Genomic DNA, 15,155 nt, shown 5'->3' with positions numbered 1-15,155 from the left:
CGGCTCCAGCGAGCGCGGATCGGTGCCGACTTCCTCTTCCTCGATGGTGACGGTGCCATCCTCGCCTACCACCTCGCGCCGGCGCGGCGGGGCCGCGACGGCTATTTCCTGCTCGTACTCGTCTTCCATCACATCGACAGGCGGCCGGCCATTACCGTTGTAATTGCCGTTGTAGTTGCCGTTATTGCCGTTGTTGTTGCCGCTGTTGCCGTTACTGTTCCCGGGGTTTCCGTTATTACCGCTGTCGCGGTTGTTATTGGAATACTGCGGGCGGCGACGATGCTTGATCATGAAATATGAGGGGGTGAGGCTTGGATTGGGCGGATGCCCCGCTTACGCGGCCGCTGACGCCAGGTGCGGTTGCACGAAAGCGGCCAGCTGGGCCTTGTGCACGGCGCCGACCTGGGTGGCAGCCACCTGGCCGTCCTTGAACAGGATCAGGGTGGGGATGCCGCGGATGGAGAATTTCGGCGGAGTTTGCGGATTTTCGTCGACGTTAAGCTTGACGATCTTCAATTTGCCGGCAGATTCGGCGGCGATCTGCTCCAGCACCGGAGCGATCATGCGGCACGGGCCGCACCATTCCGCCCAGAAGTCCACCAGCACGGGGACGGACGACTTCAGCACGTCCTGGTCAAAGGAAGCGTCGGTAACAGGCGAGATATGTTCACTCATTTCATGACTCCGGTTTAACCCGATTGGGAAGTCCAAACAGGGGCGGCGGCATGCCGCATGCCGTCGAGAGTGGGGCGGACGCGCGGCAATTCAATGCGCGTTCCGAAATGATCTGATTTAAGATACTGGAAGAATTTCCGCGAATCGGCTGTATGCACGTGTCATTCGTGACCCGGAAGACGCGGCAGCCGCTTTGATTAAGCCTATTTCAATCCAACTGAAGAGCAAATGCAAGCCTCCGACGGCACCGACGCTCCACTATTCGTAAGACCACAGCATCTGAGCGAGGTTTCGTTCGATAGCCTGCCGCTGCATCCCACCCTCAAATCCGGCCTCGCCGAGCTTGGCTTCACCCATTGCACGCCGATCCAGGCCGCGACGCTGCCTTTGGCCCTCCAGGGCCAGGATCTGGCCGGACAGGCCCAGACCGGCACCGGCAAGACCGCCGCCTTCCTGCTGGCGACGATGAACCACCTGCTGACCCAGCCGCGGGTGGGCGAGGACGGCCAGCCCCGCGCCTACATGCTGGCGCCGACGCGCGAACTGGCACTGCAAATCTACAATGACGCACTCCAGCTTGGTGCGCACACCGGCCTGCGCCTGGCGGTGATCTATGGCGGCACCGGCTACGAAGCGCAGAAGCAAACCCTTGCCGCCGGCGTCGACATCCTGATCGGCACCCCCGGCCGCATGATCGACTTCTTCAAGCAGGGGCTGTACGTGCTGAAGGGCGTCGAGGTCCTTGTTTTGGACGAAGCCGACCGCATGTTCGACCTGGGCTTCATCGACGACATCCGCTACCTGATGCGGCGCATGCCCAAGCCCGGCGCGCGCCAGAACTACCTGTTCTCGGCCACCCTCTCGCACCGCGTGCTGGAACTGGCCTACGAGCACATGAACAACCCGGCGCGGATCCAGATCGAGCCGGAGCAGGTCACCGCCGAGCGCGTGCGCCAGGTGCTGATCCACGTCGCCAACGACGAGAAGCTGCCCCTGCTGGTCGGCCTGATGCGGCAGAAGGCCATGACCCGCACGCTGGTGTTCGTCAACACCAAGCGCGGCGCCGAGGAAGTCGAAGCCGCGCTCAAGGCCAACGGCTACGAGGCGGGCGTGCTCTCCGGCGACGTGCCGCAGAACAAGCGCGAGCGCCTGCTGGGCGAGTTCAAGCTGGGTCAGCTGCCGGTGCTGGTGGCGACCGACGTCGCCGCCCGCGGCCTGCACATCCCGGACGTGACCCACGTCATCAACTTCGACCTGCCGCAGGATGCCGAGGACTACGTGCACCGCATCGGCCGCACCGCGCGTGCCGGCGCCTCCGGCGACGCCATCTCGCTGTGCTGCGAGACCTACGTCTACTCGCTGCCGGATATCGAGAAGCTGATCGGCATGCGCATCCCGCAGACGCCGCTGACGCCGGAGCTGATGCCGCCGGATTACATCGTGCCGCCGCGCATCCATCGCGACCGCTCGGGCAAGCCGCCGCGGCGTGGTGGTGGTGGGCGTCCGGGTGGTGGGGGCAGACGGCCGGAGCGGAGTACACGGCCGGTGCGGCGGTAGGAAGGAGTTGTGCTGCCTCAGCCGATCGGCAGCAAATGTTCCAACCGATCCACCGCCGTGAACTCCTCAATCACCCGCTTCGGCTGCGAAGAATCCGGATGGCGGATCGCCACCACGGCCTCGAATCCATAGTCGCGCGCCGCGCGCAGCACCGGCAAGCTGTCGTCGGCAAACAGCGCCCGCCGCGGCTCGAAGCCGTTCTGCGCGCGTAGCGCCGGCCAGAAGCGCGGATCTTCCTTCGGCGCGCCGAAGTCGTGCGCGCAGAGGATGCGGTCGAAGTGACCCGCCAAACCGGTCTGGGCCATCTTCAGCTGCCAGCTGTCGCGGTGCGCGTTGGTCACCAGCCACAAGCTGCGCCCGCTGGCGCGCACCGCGTCGAGGAAAGCCGTGCTGCCCGGCAGCACGGCAATTCGCTCGCGCACATCAGCCTTGAGCCTGGCCAGGTCGAGACCGGTGAGGCGACTCCAGTGGTCCAGGCAGTACCATTCCAGGCGGCCCTGCAGGCCGGTGAAGTGCGGCTCCAGCCGCAGCCTCGCTTCGTCCAGGGTGATGTTGTGCGCCTGGCCGTAGTGCAGCGGCACGACATCCCGCCAGAAATGGGTATCGAAGGCCAGGTCCAGCACGGTGCCGTCCATGTCCAGCAGCACATGGTCGATGCGCTTCCAGTCGACGATCTCGGCAACGGCGGTATCCATGCCGCTATGATAATCCCGGTTCTCTCTTTCAGCCCCCGCCCTCTCATGACGCTCGCCCCGCTGCTCGAACAATGCCTGTCCATCGCCGAAGAGGCCGGGCGCGCCATCCTGCAGGTGTACCAGACCGATTTCACGGTGACCGAGAAAGACGACCACTCGCCGCTGACCCAGGCGGACCTGGCGGCGCACCGCTGTATCGTGGAACGGCTGGGCGCCTTGGAGCCGGCCTATCCCTGCCTGTCCGAAGAAGCGGCGGACATTCCCTACGAGACGCGCCGGGCCTGGCGCCGCTACTGGCTGATCGACCCGCTCGACGGCACCAAGGAATTCGTCAAGCGCAACGGCGAATTCACCGTCAACATCGCCCTGATCGACGACGGCAGGCCGATCCTCGGCGTGGTGCACGCGCCGGTGCTGGGCGTGAGCTACCTCGCGGCGCAGGGCGTGGGCGCCTTCCGCATCCGCGAGGGACGGCGCGAGGCGATCCATACGCGCGCGACCGCGGCACGGCCGACGCTGGTGGTGAGCAAATCGCATCGCGACGCCGCGCTCGACGCCTTCCTCGCCCACGCGCCGGAACACGAAGCGCTGAGCCGCGGCAGCTCGCTCAAGTTCTGCCTGGTGGCGGAAGGCTCGGCCGACCTCTACCCGCGCACCGGCCCGACCTCGGAATGGGATACCGGCGCCGGCCAATGCGTGGCGGAACAGGCGGGCGCCACGGTGTGGACGCTGCCGGACTGGGCGCCGCTGCGCTACAACCAGAAGGAGGGATTGCTCAATCCGGGCTTCATCGTCATCGGCGAGCCGGCCTACGGCTGGCGCGAAAAGCTGAAAGCTGCCTGATGAAGCAGCCGGCGCGCCCGACGTTTCGCAAGCGTGTGCAGGGCACCCTGCGGGAGCTTGGAGCGGACCCGGCCCTGCTGCGCGCCCGCGGCCTGCCGCTGTTCGCCGATGCGCGGCAGCTGCGCTGCGTCGGGCTGGGCACGGACGGGCGCGACAAGTTCCTGCTGCCGCCGGCCGCCGCAGCCTGGCTGGCGATGCGCGAGGCGGCGCAAGGGGACGGCGTGGAACTGCTGCTGATTTCCGCCTTCCGCAGCTTCGAGTTCCAGCTGGCGCTGATCCGCGGCAAGCTGGCCAAGGGCCGCAGCATCGCGGAAATCCTCACGGTGAACGCCCCGCCCGGCTGCAGCGAGCACCACAGCGGCCGCGCGGTGGACATCGGCGAGCGCGACACACCGGCACTGGAGGAGGACTTCGAGCGCACCCGCGCTTTCGCCTGGCTCGGCGCCAACGCCGCGCGTTTCGGCTTCCACTTGTCCTACCCCCGTGGAAACAGTTACGGTTACCTGTACGAGCCCTGGCACTGGTGCTGGGGGAAAGAGGACAAGGACCGGTCCTGAACGGAATCGCGCCTTTCACGGCGCGAGCCTAAGTCTGTGAGCCCTCAAAAGGGGCGACAAAAGTTCTTTCAAATCTGGCGAGGAGGCGGACATGGATGCTCTCGCGACTGCACAGCCCGGCGTCGATTTCGGGCGCACCGCCACGGATTTCGCCCGGCACCGCGCCGGCTTCCCGCCCTCGCTGTTCGAACGCCTGCGCGAGCGCGGCATCGGCATTCCCGGGCAGCGCGCGCTCGACCTGGGCACCGGCACCGGCTCCATGGCGCGCGGCTTCGCCCGCAACGGCAGCCTGGTCACCGGCCTGGACGTCGCGCCGCTGCTGCTGGAGCAGGCGCGGGCACTGGACCGCGCCGAAGACCTGCACATCGACTACCGCGTCGCCCGCGCCGAAGCCACCGGCTTTCCCGACGCGCAGTTCGACCTGGTCAGCGCCGGGCAGTGCTGGCACTGGTTCGACCGGCCGCGCGCGGCGGCGGAGGTACGGCGCCTGCTGCGGCCGGGGGGACGGGTGCTGATCGCCCATTTCGACTGGCTGCCGCTGCCCGGCAACGTGGTCGCCGCCACCGAGGCGCTGATCCTCAAGCACAACCCGGCCTGGCACCTGGCCGGGGGCAGCGGCATCCACCCGCGCTGGTTCGCCGACCTGGCGCAGGCCGGCTTCGAGGAGCTGGAGTCGTTTTCCTACGACGAGATGGTGGTCTACAGCCGCGAAGCCTGGCGCGGGCGCATCCGCGCCAGTGCCGGCGTGGCGGCGAGCCTGCCGCCGGAGCGCGTGGCGCTGTTCGACCACGAGCATGCGGAGCTGCTGGAACGCAGCTTCCCGGCTGACCCGCTACGCGTGCCGCACCGGGTGTTCGCCCTGACCGGCGTCAAGGCCTGATCCTCACGCCGCTATAGAGCGACTTCGGAGAAATCCCGCGCCTGCGGGTGCTGCGCAAACGGCCTGGCCTTGGCATCGCGTAGCAACTGGCAGGTATGCATGCCGGCGGCGCGTGCCGCATCGAGTTCCTCGCCAACGTCGGAGAGGAACAGCACTTCTTCTCCCGGCAGCGCCAGTTCCTTCAGGATGGCCTGATAGGAGCCGGCCTCGCGCTTGCCGCCGATGCGCGTGTCGAAATAGCCGGAGAACAGGGGCGTGAGATCGCCGGCGTCGGAGTGGCCGAAGATCAGCTTCTGCGCCTCGACCGAACCGGAGGAATAGACGTAGAGCCGCCTGCCCTGGCCGTGCCAGAGGCGCAGATGGACAGGCGTATCCGGGTAGACGTGGCCCTTCAGCTCGCCGGCGGCGTAGCCCTGGGCCCAGATCATGCCCTGCAGGGCCTTCAGCGGGGTGGCCTTGCGGTCTTCGTCGATCCAGCGGGCCAGCACCGCGGCGGCGGCTTCCGTGTCCAGGGCGCGGCCTTCCAGCGCTGCCGTTTCGCGGATCTGCTCGGCCACCGCCGGCTCGGCCGCATGGGCATGCAGAAAAGCACGCAGGTGCGCCTTGGCATAAGGAAACAGGGACTGGTGCACGAAATCGATCGAGGAGGTGGTGCCCTCGATGTCGGTGACGATGGCTTTGATCATGGTGTGCGGATTCTGCCCCATTGCGAAAACGGTGTGGCGGAAACAAAACGGCCGCCTTGCGGCGGCCGTTTTCGGTTCAACGCATCAGGCGGCGTGCTGCAAATGGTAATGCGGCTCTTCCAGGCGCGGGAAGCGGTCGGCGATCTTGTCGCCGGTGTAGTTGGCCACCCAGCCTTCCGGCGTGATGAACAGGCGGATCGCCTTGAATTGCGGCTGCGGGCCCATGTCGAACCAGTGGCGCACCATCGACGGCACCGAGATCAGGTCGCCGCGCGTGCACAGCACGCCGTGGACGCGGCCACCCTGGCGGATGTAGAACAGGGACTCGCCTTCGACGAAGAAGCGCACTTCGAACTCGTCGTGGGTGTGCTCGCTCAGGAACTTCTGGCGCAGCGCTTCCTTCTGGGGGTTGTCCGGCTGCAGGCCGATGACGTCGACGGACTTGAAGCCGTACTGGTTCATCAGGCGGTTGACCGAGGTGCGGTAGGCCTCGATCACCTCGTCCTGGGTGGCGTGCGCGTCCAGCGCCTTGCTCGCCTCCCAGCGCTCGAACTGCACGCCGATCTTTTCCAGATGGGTGCGGATATCCTCGAAATCGGTGTACGTGGCGACCGGCTTGCCGGACTCCTCGTAAATACGCAGCTCACTCATAAATTTACCTCCCACTCCATAACTCGCATTCCAGCATGAATTCCAGCGCTTCGACGCGGTGCCGCGCCTGCGCCACGTTATCGCCCCAGGCGTAAAGCCCGTGGCCGGCGATTAAATACGCCGGTACTTTCATCTCCTCCTTCATGTGGGCTTCGACCCGGGCGCTCAAGCGAGCGATGTCCTGGTCGTTCCCGAATACCGGTATTCCGACCTGGGCAGCGGGATCGGGAAAACCGGGCAACAACTTCAGCAACTCGTAACCGGTCAGGATGATGCGGTCCAGCCGGCGCGACAGTACGGTGTTGGCGATGCTGTGTACGTGCAGCACCGCACCAATGGACGGGTCATGGCGGTAAAGCTGCGTGTGCAAGCCGGTCTCGTACGACGACTTGCGCCCGGCTTCCAGGGGTCGGCCGTCCATGTCGGCCACCAGGAAATCGGCCCGCTTCAGCTCGCCCTTGTGGACGCCGGAAGCGGTGATCAGCATCCGCTCAGACGACAAACGCGCCGAAAAGTTTCCCCCCGTGGCGGGAACCCAGCCGCGGCGATGAAACAGGGCGCCGGCATCGATCATGGCCTGCGCCAACGTGTCCTGCTGGAGGAGTCCGGAATCCATCATTCAAGCCTGTGGAGCGGGATGAACACTAGCGGCCAAGCCTACTCCTCCGCAATGACTATTTTTAGAACAAATAGTGAAAATGGCGCTTACGGGAGCTCTGGATTCCTGACGCCGCGTTCAACCTGGGCAAAGCATCGAAAAGCAAAAACCCGCCAAAGGCGGGCTTTTGCACTGCCGCAAAACGGCTGCGGCCTACTTGATCTTGGCTTCCTTGAACACGACATGCTTGCGCACGATCGGGTCGTACTTCTTGAACTCGAACTTGTCGGGCGTGTTCTTCTTGTTCTTGGTCGTGGTGTAGAAGAAACCGGTGTCGGCGGTCGACAGCAGCTTGATCTTCTCGCGTTCTTTTTTCTTGGCCATGGTGCGCTCCTATCAGACCTTTTCGCCGCGGGCACGCATTTCTGCGACCACGACTTCAAGGCCCTTCTTGTCGATGATGCGCATGCCGTTGGCGGAAACGCGCAGGCTCACGAAGCGCTGCTCGGTCTCGAGCCAGAAGCGATGCGTGTGCAGATTGGGCAGGAAGCGGCGACGACGCTTGTTGTTGGCATGAGACACCGTGTTACCAACAATCGGCTTCTTACCGGTGACTTGGCAGACTCTGGACATGGGAGGACCCGGGAACGCTTTCCGCAAAAGGGCGCAGATCATAGCTTCCCGGCCGCCGGGAAGCAACCATTTGCTGCAAATAGTACGGTGCGGGGCGGATCCGTTTCGACGCGACGATGCCGGCCCTGATTTTCCTGGCTTCCGCGGAGTATTTCCGGCGACTTTGCCGGGCGTGGTGTGTTTGCATATAATCACCACATGAGCACCACCCGCTTTACCGTCACCCTCCCAGCGACCCGCTACGCGGCGTTGAAGGAAACCGCTGCCCGTCAGGGCAAGACGATGGCGGAAATCATCAACGAAAGCCTGGATCTGTACGGTGTGAAATCCAAAGCCGCCGCTCTGGACCTGCTGGAGAAAGCACGCCAGCGGGCGGCACTGCCGGAAGACCAGGCGATGCAACTGGCTGTCGCCGAGACCCGCGCGCAACGCGCCAGGAAATGAGCGCGCTGTATGTGATCGACACCAACGTCGTGGTGTCGGCGCTGCTGACGGCGAATCCCGATTCCCCGCCGGTCGTGATCCTCCAGCGCATGCTGGGCGGAGAATTGCGCTATCTCCTTTCGACGGATTTGCTGGCGGAATACCGCTCGGTGCTGTTGCGGCCCAGGCTGATGCGCAAACACGGCCTGGATGAAACGGAACTGGACGAACTGCTGACCGAAATCGCCGCGAACGGCACGCATCGGGAGCCGCAATCCTCTCCCCCTTCACCCGATCCCAATGACGCGCATCTTCTGGCCCTGCTCGATTGTGAGCCCCGGGCCGTACTGGTATCAGGCGACGAATTGACCCTGTATGCCGTCACGCCGCGCAGCCGTTCCATGACACCGCGTGAGCTGGTGGAACACCTCGGCGCAAACGGGTAGAAGCACCTGCGCGGCTAAAGCCAGCCCCGCTCCGCAAAGGACACGGGATCGCCTTCGCCCACCACGAAGTGGTCCAGCACCCGGATATCGACCAGGCCGAGGGCATCCTGCAGCCGGCGAGTCAGGCTGCGGTCGGCGTCGCTGGGCTCGGCCACCCCGGAAGGGTGGTTATGCGCCAGGATCAGGGCCGCGGCGTTGTGCCGCAGGGCGGTCTTGACCACCTCGCGCGGGTAGACGCTGGCGGCGTTGAGGGTGCCGCGGGCCAGCACCTCGAAGGCCAGCACGCGGTGCTGGGTGTCGAGGAACAGGGCACCGAAGGCCTCGTGGTCGAGGTCGCGCAGGCGGGCGCGCAGGAAGCTCCTGGCCTGGGCCGGGTCTTTCAGCGCCGCCGGCTCGGCCAGCGCCTCCGCCAAGTGGCGGCGGGCGATTTCGAGCACCGCCTGCAACTGCACGAACTTGGCCTGGCCCAGGCCCTTGGCGGCGCAGAACTGCTTCTGGTCGGCGCGCAGCAGGGCGCGCAGGCTGCCAAAACGACCAATCAGTTCCCGCGCCAGGTCCACCGCGCTTTTGCCGGCCACGCCGGTGCGCAGGAAAATGGCCAGCAATTCGGCGTCGGACAAGGCCTGCGGGCCTCGTTGCAGCAATTTTTCGCGCGGGCGCTCGCCCTCGGGCCAGTTGCGGATGCTCATGCCGCCTCCCTTTGCTCTTGCAGCATCGGCGGCAGCGGGCAATGCAGGGCGGCACAGACCGCGCGCAACAGCTCCGCCTCTTCCAGGCTGGTCTTGCCGTCGGCGGCGATGGTCGCGCCCAGGGCTTCCAGCAGCAGGGCCTTGGCCGGCGGCTCCAGCTCGTCGAGCTTGCGCAAGGCCAGGTCCAGGTCCGAGGTCCAGGCGTCCGGCGAGGTGGGCTGGTAGACCAGGGTCTGGCGCAGCGGCAGGCGCTGCACGCCGGCGAGGAAGGCGCGCTGCGCGGAGGCCTGGTCGTCCTGGCCGAAGCCGGCGACGACCGACAGCAGGCAGCGGATCTCCTCGCCGCAGTCCTCCAGCTTGCGCCGGCCGATGGCGCCGGCCTGGGCCGGATTCAGCACTTCGGCCAGGTGCACGCGCAGCACCCGGCCGAGGCAGTACTCGAACACCGCGACGCGGCCGTCGGCGTAGATCAGCGCGATGACGGTTTTCATCAGCTGCATCAGCTGCTCGCGCGATTGCTGCCGCAGGCTGGGAATGGCGATGGCGGCCAGCGGCAGGCGCTGCGCCGGCACCAGACCCGCCAGGGCCGGCAGCAGGGCCGCGGAGGCGGCACCGTGCGCCGCGCCGAAATCCTTGTCGATGGCCTGCAGCTGCGCCGCCTGCACCGGCCCCGCTGTTGGTTCCAGCAGCAGGGCGAAGACCAGGTCGATGGCGCGCTGGCTGTCGTGCGCGGCCGCCAGCAGGTCGGACGGGAGAGCCTGGCGCAGGGCGGCTGCGCAGTCGTAGTGGGCGGCCCGCGGCTGCGCCACGCTGGCGGCGAGCGCGGCAGGCGCCATGGCGACGGCGGGACCGCCGCGTGTTGCCTGCGCCGAACCGCCGGCGAAATCCGACATCATCGGCCGCTCCTCGTCCACCGGCGCATACCCGGGCTCATTCCAGGTCTTGCCCAGTTCGGCCAGCTGCAGCGGGTTGAAATTCGGCTCCAGGGCCTTGATCCGCTTCAGCAGCGGCGGATGGGTGGCGAACAGCGCGGAATAGCCGATGCCGTCGCCGAACAGCATGTGGGCCACTTCCTCGCCCTGGGTGTTGTTCAGCCTGGAGCCGCCCGCGATGCCCGCGACTTTCTTCAGCGCTCCGGCGATGCCCTCGGTCTGGCGGGTGAACTGCACCGCCGAGGCGTCGGCCAGGTATTCGCGCTGGCGCGACACGCCGGCCTTGATCAGGCGGCCGAAGAACACGCCGATGTAGCCGATGGCGAACAGGCCCAGCGCGATGGCCAGGATGGCGCCGCCGCCCTTGCGGTCGCTCGGCCCGTATTGCAGCACCTTGCCGCCGATGATGCCCAGCACCAGGATGCCGAACAGCAGGCCCATCAGGCGGATGTTGAGCCGCATGTCGCCGTTGAGGATGTGGCTGAACTCGTGGGCGATGACGCCCTGCAGCTCGTCGCGGCTGAGCTTGTCCAGGGCGCCGCGCGTCACCGTGACCACCGCGTCGGACGGCGAGTAGCCGGCGGCGAAGGCGTTGATGCCGCTCTCCTGCTGCAGCAGGAAGATCTGCGGCACCGCCACGCCGGAGGCGATGGCGATCTCCTCCACCACGTTGCGCAGGCGACGCTGCGCCGGGTCCCGCGTATCCGGCGACACCAGGGTGGCCCCCAGCTCCTTCGCCACGGTGGCGCCGCCGCCGCTGAGCGCGGCGATGCGGTACAGGGTCGACAGGGCGATCACCGCCACTACCGCCAGCGAGGTGCCGGCCAGTATCGGCAGCACCGCCAGCGGCTGGGCCTGGGGCGAATGACGGCTGAAGCCCAGTGCCGCCAGCACCACCAGGTCGATGGCGCCGACGATGCCCGCCACCGCCAACAGGAACAGCAGCAGCAGCCCGCGCGAACGGCTGCGCACCTTGGCCTGCTGCTGGAAGAAGTCCATGAAGCGGTGGCTAGTGGTTAGTGACTAGTGGCCAGTAGTTCAGAGGCGGGGAGTCCGGCACTGAGCCGGCTCCACTAGTCACTGGCCACTGATCACTAGCCACTGGTTTCTACTGGAACGAGACCTTCGGCGCCGCGCGCATCTCCGGCTTCTCGATCTCCAGCGGCTTGGCCTCGGTGAAGTTGAAAGCGCCGGCGAGGATGCTGTTGGGGAACACCTCGCGCTTGTTGTTGTAGCTCATCACCGCGTCGTTGTAGGCCTGGCGGGCGAAGGAGACGCGATTCTCGGTGGAGGTCAGCTCCTCCGACAGCTGCATCATGGTGGTATTGGCCTTGAGGTCAGGATAGGACTCGGACAGGGCGAACAGCCTGCCCAGCGACTGCGTCAGCACGTTCTCGGCGCCGGACAGCTGCTGCATCGCCTGCGGGTCGCCCGGGCTGGCCTTGGCCGCCTGCAGGCCGCTGACCGCGCCGTTGCGGGCGGCGATCACCGCTTCCAGGGTCTCGCGCTCGTGCTTGAGGTAGCCCTTGGCGGTTTCCACCAGATTGGGGATCAGGTCGTAACGCCGGGTCAGCTGCACGTCGATCTGCGAGAAGGCGTTCTTGTAGCCGTTGCGCGAGGTCACCAGGCCGTTGTAGATCGACACCAGGAAGACAATCGCCAGCACCAGCACCACCAATACGATCCAGCCACCCATGCGCTTCCCCTTCAAGCCCCGAGAGGCCTCCAAATTAGCATTAAACGGGCCCCGGGAAAGCGGGCCTGCGTCACGCAGGATAGAATTTGCGCATGTCATCAGCATTGCCACCGGCCGCCGCGCCGGGCCCGCGCATCCTCCTTGGCGTTACCGGCGGCATTGCCGCCTACAAGGGGGCGGAACTGGCGCGCCAGTTCATCAAGGCGGGTGCCCAGGTGCAGGTGGTGATGACCGCAGGCGCCCTGCGCTTCGTCACCGCCCAGACCTTCCAGGCCCTCACCGGCCGCACCGTCCGGCACAGCCTGTGGGACGAGCAGGCCGAGGCGGCGATGGGACACATCGAGCTGGCGCGCTGGCCCGACGCCATCGTCATCGCGCCGGCTTCCGCCAATTTCCTGGCCGGGCTGGCGCACGGCTTCGCCGACGACCTGCTCAGCACCCTGTGCCTGGCCACCGACAAGCCGATCTACGCCGCCCCGGCGATGAACCGCCTGATGTGGGCCAACCCGGCCACGCAAGCCAATATGAGCACCCTGCGTGGCCGCGGCGTGCGCGTCATCGGCCCGGGCAGCGGCGCCCAGGCCTGCGGCGAGGTGGGTGAAGGCCGCATGAGCGAGCCGGAAGGCATCGCCCGGGAAGTGCTGGGAGATTTCGCCCCAAGCGGCCCGCTGGCCGGCCTGCGCGCGGTGGTCACCGCCGGGCCGACGCGCGAGCCGATCGATCCGGTGCGCTTCATCACCAACCGCTCCTCCGGCAAGCAGGGCTATGCCGTGGCCGAGGCGCTGGCGCACCTGGGCGCAACGGTGACCCTGGTCAGCGGCCCGGTGCACCTGGACACGCCGGCCGGCGTGCGGCGCGTCGACGTGGAAACGGCGCAGCAGATGGCGGCCGCCACGCTGGCGGAGATCGAGGGCGCGCAGATCCTGGTCGGCGCCGCCGCGGTGGCGGACTACCGCCCGGTCAGCGCGGCCGGGCAGAAGATCAAGAAAAACGCCGACACGCTGGACCTGGCGCTCACCCGCAACACCGACATCCTGTCGGCGGCGCGCGCCGAGCAGCCGCAGCTGTTCATCGCCGGCTTCGCCGCCGAAACCGAGAAGCTGGCCGAGCACGCGCGCGGCAAGCTGCAGCGCAAGAAGCTCGACCTGATCGCGGCCAACTGGGTCGGCGAGGGTCGCGCCTTCGATCGCGACGACAACGCCCTGCAGGTGTTCTGGACGGACGGCGAGCGCAGCCTCGGTCCGGCTGGCAAGAGCGAAGTGGCGCGCCAGCTGGCGGCGTTGATCGCCGAACGCTACGCCGCCACGCACGCCGGCCGGAAATAGGCGGAAGCCATGCTCGAACTGCGCCCCAACTGCGAGTGCTGCAACCGCGACCTGCCGGCGGACAGCGCGGGCGCCTTCATCTGCTCGTTCGAGTGCACCTTCTGCGCCGACTGCACGCAACAGCATCTGCACGGCCGTTGCCCCAACTGCGGCGGCGAGCTGCTGCCGCGACCGCCGCGTTCGACCGCGGCACTGGCCAAGTACCCGGCCAGCACGAAACGTATTCACAATCCCCAAGGCTGCAATAAAGTTCTGACCGCGTGAACAAAATCCAACTGAAGATCCTCGACCAGCGCATCGGTCGCGAGCTGCCCCTGCCCGCCTATGCCACCGACGGCAGCGCCGGCCTGGACCTGCGCGCCCTGCTCGACGCACCGCTGACCCTGGCTCCGGGCGAGACCAAGCTGATCCGCACCGGCCTCGCCATCCACATCGGCGACCCGGGCCTGGCGGCGGTGATCCTGCCGCGCTCGGGGCTGGGCCACAAGCACGGCATCGTGCTCGGCAACCTGGTCGGCCTGATCGACTCCGACTACCAGGGCGAGCTGATGGTGTCCTGCTGGAACCGCGGCCAGACCACCTTCACCATGGAGCCGGGCGAACGCCTGGCACAGCTGGTGTTCGTGCCGGTGGTGCGCGCAGAATTCGAACTGGTCACCGACTTCGAGGCAAGCCATCGCGGCGAAGGCGGCTTCGGCCACACCGGGCGGCACTAACCCGCCCGCAATGACCGCCGACCCCAGCGCCCTCCTGCCCAGCAATATCCGCGTCCAAATGCCGATCGACCACGAAAAAGCGATCAACATCGCCCACGTCCTCACCGAGGCCCTGCCCTACATCCGCCGTTTCGCGGGCAAGACCTTCGTCGTCAAGTACGGCGGCAACGCCATGGGCGACGACGACATGATCGACAGCTTCGCCCGCGACATCGTGCTGATGAAGGCGGTGGGCATGCACCCGGTGGTGGTGCACGGCGGCGGCCCGCAGATCGGCAAGCACCTGGAAAAGCTCGGCAAGAAGAGCGAATTCGTCGAGGGCATGCGCGTCACCGACGCCGAGACCATGGACGTGGTCGAGATGATGCTCGGCGGCCTGGTCAACAAGGCGGTGGTCAACGCCATCGCCAAGCAGGGCGGCCGCGCGGTCGGCCTCACCGGCAAGGACGGCGGCCTGATCCGCGCGCGCAAGCTGCTGATCAAGGGCCAGGACATCGGCCAGGTCGGCGAAGTGGATGCGATCGACCCCCGCGTGGTGGACCATCTGGAAGCGGGCGGCTTCATCCCGGTGATCGCGCCGGTCGGCGTCGGCGCCGACGGCACCGCCTACAACATCAATGCCGATCTCGTCGCCGGCAAGCTGGCCAGCGTGCTGCAAGCCGAGAAGCTGATGCTGCTGACCAATGTGCAGGGCCTGATGGACAAGCAGGGCCAGGTGCTGACCGGCCTGACCGTGCCGCAAGTCGAGGCGCTGATCGCCGACGGCACGGTATACGGCGGCATGCTGCCCAAGGTGGCCTGCGCGCTGGATGCGGTGCGCTCGGGCGTGAAGAGCTCGGTGATCATCGACGGCCGCCTGCAGCACGCGGTGCTGCTGGAGCTGTTCACCGACCAGGGCATCGGCACGCTGATCCGGGCCTGAGGCCGGGCCTCGCGGGGCCGGCGTCTTTCGAAACAGCAGCCCTAGGGAGCCTCTGATGAATCCCAAGCCCTACCGTTGCCCCCCATTTTGCGCCAGGCAAGGCGCGAGCGACGAAGTGTGCTGATGCACATGAGGAGCGAGCAACGCAGCCTGGTGCAAAATGGGGGGCAACCCTTCGGGCGGTTTGCCCTTTGATGCAGGGCGGCGTTGCTCGTCGCTCGTGTACATTTC

20 protein-coding genes are annotated in these 15,155 nt (G+C 66.9%); 10 read left to right on the top strand and 10 right to left on the bottom strand.

Translation table 11 applies throughout. The features are described 5' to 3' along the window. Positions 1 to 333: 333 nt before the first annotated feature. Positions 334 to 675 (bottom strand): thioredoxin TrxA, encoded by a 342-nt coding sequence (trxA, locus tag BP26_RS0106040; protein WP_029919677.1) that lies wholly within the window; start codon positions 673 to 675, stop codon positions 334 to 336. 228 nt (positions 676 to 903) lie between these two features. Between trxA and BP26_RS0106035 the strand changes: the two genes are divergently transcribed. Next, positions 904 to 2,232, top strand: a complete 1,329-nt coding sequence (locus BP26_RS0106035; RefSeq protein ID WP_051748419.1) for a DEAD/DEAH box helicase — start codon at positions 904 to 906, stop codon at positions 2,230 to 2,232. 17 nt (positions 2,233 to 2,249) lie between these two features. Here the strand turns inward: BP26_RS0106035 and yrfG are convergent, their stop codons facing one another. Then, a complete protein-coding gene (gene yrfG / locus BP26_RS0106030) occupies positions 2,250 to 2,927 on the bottom strand; it encodes a GMP/IMP nucleotidase (protein ID WP_029919675.1) in 678 nt (225 codons plus the stop codon). A 45-nt stretch (positions 2,928 to 2,972) separates the two neighbouring features. Here yrfG and cysQ point away from each other — a divergent pair, with 45 nt between their 5' ends. The 3 genes from cysQ (at position 2,973) to BP26_RS0106015 (ending at position 5,207) form a co-directional block, all read left to right on the top strand. After that, complete coding sequence (gene cysQ / locus BP26_RS0106025; RefSeq protein WP_029919674.1) at positions 2,973 to 3,770, top strand: 3'(2'),5'-bisphosphate nucleotidase CysQ; 798 nt, start codon at positions 2,973 to 2,975, stop codon at positions 3,768 to 3,770. Further along, positions 3,770 to 4,327 (top strand): M15 family metallopeptidase, encoded by a 558-nt coding sequence (locus tag BP26_RS0106020; protein WP_029919673.1) that lies wholly within the window; start codon positions 3,770 to 3,772, stop codon positions 4,325 to 4,327. The genes cysQ and BP26_RS0106020 overlap by 1 nt, the downstream gene beginning before the upstream one ends. Positions 4,328 to 4,418: 91 nt before the next feature. Beyond that, positions 4,419 to 5,207: a class I SAM-dependent methyltransferase gene (locus BP26_RS0106015; protein ID WP_029919672.1), complete on the top strand. Its 789-nt coding sequence runs from the start codon at positions 4,419 to 4,421 to the stop codon at positions 5,205 to 5,207. Positions 5,208 to 5,218: 11 nt separating this feature from the next. On the opposite strand, the gene mtnC is transcribed toward BP26_RS0106015, so the two are convergent. The 5 genes from mtnC to rpmB form a co-directional block, all read right to left on the bottom strand. After that, positions 5,219 to 5,893, bottom strand: a complete 675-nt coding sequence (gene mtnC, locus BP26_RS0106010; RefSeq protein ID WP_029919671.1) for an acireductone synthase — start codon at positions 5,891 to 5,893, stop codon at positions 5,219 to 5,221. Between the two features lie 84 nt (positions 5,894 to 5,977). Beyond that, entirely contained in the window at positions 5,978 to 6,544 is a 567-nt protein-coding gene (locus BP26_RS0106005) for a 1,2-dihydroxy-3-keto-5-methylthiopentene dioxygenase (protein WP_029919670.1), read from the bottom strand. 4 nt (positions 6,545 to 6,548) lie between these two features. Further along, positions 6,549 to 7,163 carry a methylthioribulose 1-phosphate dehydratase gene (locus tag BP26_RS0106000; protein WP_029919669.1) on the bottom strand — a complete coding sequence of 205 codons (615 nt, stop codon included), beginning with the start codon at positions 7,161 to 7,163 and terminating at the stop codon, positions 6,549 to 6,551. Positions 7,164 to 7,355: 192 nt separating this feature from the next. Then, positions 7,356 to 7,526, bottom strand: coding sequence for a 50S ribosomal protein L33 (gene rpmG / locus BP26_RS0105995; protein WP_029919668.1), 171 nt, complete (start codon positions 7,524 to 7,526; stop codon positions 7,356 to 7,358). 12 nt (positions 7,527 to 7,538) lie between these two features. Next, positions 7,539 to 7,775 (bottom strand): 50S ribosomal protein L28, encoded by a 237-nt coding sequence (gene rpmB, locus BP26_RS0105990; protein WP_029919667.1) that lies wholly within the window; start codon positions 7,773 to 7,775, stop codon positions 7,539 to 7,541. A 198-nt stretch (positions 7,776 to 7,973) separates the two neighbouring features. Between rpmB and BP26_RS28330 the strand changes: the two genes are divergently transcribed. Both BP26_RS28330 and BP26_RS0105980 read left to right on the top strand, forming a co-directional pair. Further along, on the top strand, positions 7,974 to 8,219 hold the full coding sequence (locus tag BP26_RS28330; RefSeq protein ID WP_029919666.1) for a hypothetical protein: 246 nt from the start codon (positions 7,974 to 7,976) through the stop codon (positions 8,217 to 8,219). Continuing rightward, positions 8,216 to 8,644 carry a putative toxin-antitoxin system toxin component, PIN family gene (locus tag BP26_RS0105980; protein WP_029919665.1) on the top strand — a complete coding sequence of 143 codons (429 nt, stop codon included), beginning with the start codon at positions 8,216 to 8,218 and terminating at the stop codon, positions 8,642 to 8,644. Before BP26_RS28330 ends, BP26_RS0105980 begins: the two co-directional genes overlap by 4 nt. Before the next feature lie 14 nt (positions 8,645 to 8,658). Here BP26_RS0105980 and radC read toward each other — a convergent pair whose 3' ends face one another. From radC to BP26_RS0105965, 3 genes are all read right to left on the bottom strand, one after another. Next, the gene (radC, locus tag BP26_RS0105975) at positions 8,659 to 9,333 is read right to left on the bottom strand and encodes a RadC family protein (RefSeq protein WP_029919664.1); all 675 of its coding nucleotides are present in this window, start codon (positions 9,331 to 9,333) and stop codon (positions 8,659 to 8,661) included. After that, positions 9,330 to 11,264, bottom strand: a complete 1,935-nt coding sequence (locus tag BP26_RS0105970; RefSeq protein WP_029919663.1) for a M48 family metallopeptidase — start codon at positions 11,262 to 11,264, stop codon at positions 9,330 to 9,332. Before BP26_RS0105970 ends, radC begins: the two co-directional genes overlap by 4 nt. A gap of 109 nt (positions 11,265 to 11,373) precedes the next feature. Continuing rightward, positions 11,374 to 11,961, bottom strand: a complete 588-nt coding sequence (locus BP26_RS0105965; protein WP_029919662.1) for a LemA family protein — start codon at positions 11,959 to 11,961, stop codon at positions 11,374 to 11,376. A gap of 92 nt (positions 11,962 to 12,053) precedes the next feature. On the opposite strand from BP26_RS0105965, the gene coaBC reads away from it, so the two are divergent. Genes coaBC through argB form a run of 4 tightly spaced genes read left to right on the top strand, consistent with a single transcriptional unit; the run spans position 12,054 to position 14,924 of the window. Next, positions 12,054 to 13,286, top strand: a complete 1,233-nt coding sequence (coaBC, locus tag BP26_RS0105960; protein WP_051748417.1) for a bifunctional phosphopantothenoylcysteine decarboxylase/phosphopantothenate--cysteine ligase CoaBC — start codon at positions 12,054 to 12,056, stop codon at positions 13,284 to 13,286. A gap of 9 nt (positions 13,287 to 13,295) precedes the next feature. Continuing rightward, complete coding sequence (locus BP26_RS0105955; RefSeq protein WP_029919660.1) at positions 13,296 to 13,550, top strand: DUF1272 domain-containing protein; 255 nt, start codon at positions 13,296 to 13,298, stop codon at positions 13,548 to 13,550. Further along, complete coding sequence (gene dut, locus BP26_RS0105950; protein WP_029919659.1) at positions 13,547 to 14,002, top strand: dUTP diphosphatase; 456 nt, start codon at positions 13,547 to 13,549, stop codon at positions 14,000 to 14,002. Before BP26_RS0105955 ends, dut begins: the two co-directional genes overlap by 4 nt. 58 nt (positions 14,003 to 14,060) lie before the next feature. Beyond that, on the top strand, positions 14,061 to 14,924 hold the full coding sequence (gene argB / locus BP26_RS0105945; protein WP_029919658.1) for an acetylglutamate kinase: 864 nt from the start codon (positions 14,061 to 14,063) through the stop codon (positions 14,922 to 14,924). The last annotated feature ends 231 nt before the right edge of the window (positions 14,925 to 15,155 follow it).

The organism is Nevskia soli DSM 19509, from assembly GCF_000711955.1.
Taxonomy (GTDB): domain Bacteria; phylum Pseudomonadota; class Gammaproteobacteria; order Nevskiales; family Nevskiaceae; genus Nevskia; species Nevskia soli.
The sequence above is the reverse complement of the archived record's forward strand: the minus strand, read 5'-3'. Positions and strand labels throughout refer to the sequence as shown.

Coding starts and splice junctions, on each gene's coding strand:
- trxA (WP_029919677.1), bottom strand. CDS start 675: ATGAGTGAACATATCTCGCCTGTTACCGACGCTTCCTTTGACCAGGAC.
- BP26_RS0106035 (WP_051748419.1), top strand. CDS start 904: ATGCAAGCCTCCGACGGCACCGACGCTCCACTATTCGTAAGACCACAG.
- yrfG (WP_029919675.1), bottom strand. CDS start 2,927: ATGGATACCGCCGTTGCCGAGATCGTCGACTGGAAGCGCATCGACCAT.
- cysQ (WP_029919674.1), top strand. CDS start 2,973: ATGACGCTCGCCCCGCTGCTCGAACAATGCCTGTCCATCGCCGAAGAG.
- BP26_RS0106020 (WP_029919673.1), top strand. CDS start 3,770: ATGAAGCAGCCGGCGCGCCCGACGTTTCGCAAGCGTGTGCAGGGCACC.
- BP26_RS0106015 (WP_029919672.1), top strand. CDS start 4,419: ATGGATGCTCTCGCGACTGCACAGCCCGGCGTCGATTTCGGGCGCACC.
- mtnC (WP_029919671.1), bottom strand. CDS start 5,893: ATGATCAAAGCCATCGTCACCGACATCGAGGGCACCACCTCCTCGATC.
- BP26_RS0106005 (WP_029919670.1), bottom strand. CDS start 6,544: ATGAGTGAGCTGCGTATTTACGAGGAGTCCGGCAAGCCGGTCGCCACG.
- BP26_RS0106000 (WP_029919669.1), bottom strand. CDS start 7,163: ATGATGGATTCCGGACTCCTCCAGCAGGACACGTTGGCGCAGGCCATG.
- rpmG (WP_029919668.1), bottom strand. CDS start 7,526: ATGGCCAAGAAAAAAGAACGCGAGAAGATCAAGCTGCTGTCGACCGCC.
- rpmB (WP_029919667.1), bottom strand. CDS start 7,775: ATGTCCAGAGTCTGCCAAGTCACCGGTAAGAAGCCGATTGTTGGTAAC.
- BP26_RS28330 (WP_029919666.1), top strand. CDS start 7,974: ATGAGCACCACCCGCTTTACCGTCACCCTCCCAGCGACCCGCTACGCG.
- BP26_RS0105980 (WP_029919665.1), top strand. CDS start 8,216: ATGAGCGCGCTGTATGTGATCGACACCAACGTCGTGGTGTCGGCGCTG.
- radC (WP_029919664.1), bottom strand. CDS start 9,333: ATGAGCATCCGCAACTGGCCCGAGGGCGAGCGCCCGCGCGAAAAATTG.
- BP26_RS0105970 (WP_029919663.1), bottom strand. CDS start 11,264: ATGGACTTCTTCCAGCAGCAGGCCAAGGTGCGCAGCCGTTCGCGCGGG.
- BP26_RS0105965 (WP_029919662.1), bottom strand. CDS start 11,961: ATGGGTGGCTGGATCGTATTGGTGGTGCTGGTGCTGGCGATTGTCTTC.
- coaBC (WP_051748417.1), top strand. CDS start 12,054: ATGTCATCAGCATTGCCACCGGCCGCCGCGCCGGGCCCGCGCATCCTC.
- BP26_RS0105955 (WP_029919660.1), top strand. CDS start 13,296: ATGCTCGAACTGCGCCCCAACTGCGAGTGCTGCAACCGCGACCTGCCG.
- argB (WP_029919658.1), top strand. CDS start 14,061: ATGCCGATCGACCACGAAAAAGCGATCAACATCGCCCACGTCCTCACC.